Here is a 978-nt window from a genome sequence, read left to right as displayed (position 1 = left end):
GTCACCCCGCTGATCGTCGCCGCCGGGTCGGGTGTGCGTGCGACGCTCGGCATCCTGGCGGTCGTTCCGCTGCTCACGATCGCGATGCTCACGGGGTCGGTGTCGCCGGATGCCCGCACCGCGGCTCCCGCGCGCCGCGACGTCCGCGGGCTGCGCGTGCTCCTGCCCTTCGCCGTCGCCCTCCCCCTCTACGTCGGCGTCGAGACCGTGCTGTCGGGATGGTCGGCCGTGATCCCCGAGCGGATCCTCGAGGTCGACCCGGCCCTCGCCGCGTTGGGGACCTCGGCGTTCTGGGCGCTGATGGCCGTCGGACGCTTCGGCGCGGCGGCCCTGCGCCGGCTCTCCGTGTCGCCGATCGCGATCCTCATCACCGCCACGAGCGCCGCCGCGATCCTGATGGCGGTCGCAGGACTGCTGGTGGCGTCCGCACCCGCGGGGGCACTCGTCGCATTGGCCGCCGTGGTCGTGCTGCTCGCACCGAGCTATGGCCTCATCCTCGGACTCGCCCTCGACCGACTCGACCCGGCACGCAGCGCCGCCGTGACAGGTGCGCTCGTCGCGTGCGGCGCGGTGGGCGGTACCTTCGTGCCCACACTGATCCTGCTGATCGGCCGCGACCCCGCATCGAGTACGACATTCTTCGTCTCGGCAGGGCTCTGCGCACTCGTGCCGGTGCTGATGCTGGTCGCGTCGCGGACGCCGTCGCAGACACCCGCGGCGAGCTGACACTTCCTCCACACCTCACGACACCACCGACCTCTTCACAGATGCTGGAATACCGGCGCACCCCCCGGCGAAGGCGGCGTAACGTCGTCGATACACCCATCCGGGCAAGGAGAGAGAGCAACGTGTCCACGGAAGTTCTCGCGATCATCATCAGCGCGGTCGGTGTCGTGGTGACGCTCGGCACGAGCATGTTCGTCGGCGCCGCGTGGATGGTCCGACGTATCGACGCCGTCACCGACCTGAAGATATCCG

General features: G+C 70.3%; 1 protein-coding gene. It reads left to right on the top strand.

Annotation, left to right across the window (positions count from 1 at the left end; genetic code table 11):
• On the top strand, window positions 1-726 hold a 726-nt coding region (locus B2869_RS01855), incomplete at its 5' end, for an MFS transporter (RefSeq protein WP_292762012.1).
• Window positions 727-978: the final 252 nt, after the last annotated feature.

The sequence above is a fragment of the Microbacterium sp. UBA3486 genome (assembly GCF_002377845.1).
GTDB lineage: Bacteria > Actinomycetota > Actinomycetes > Actinomycetales > Microbacteriaceae > Microbacterium > Microbacterium maritypicum_A.
The sequence above is the reverse complement of the archived record's forward strand: the minus strand, read 5'-3'. Positions and strand labels throughout refer to the sequence as shown.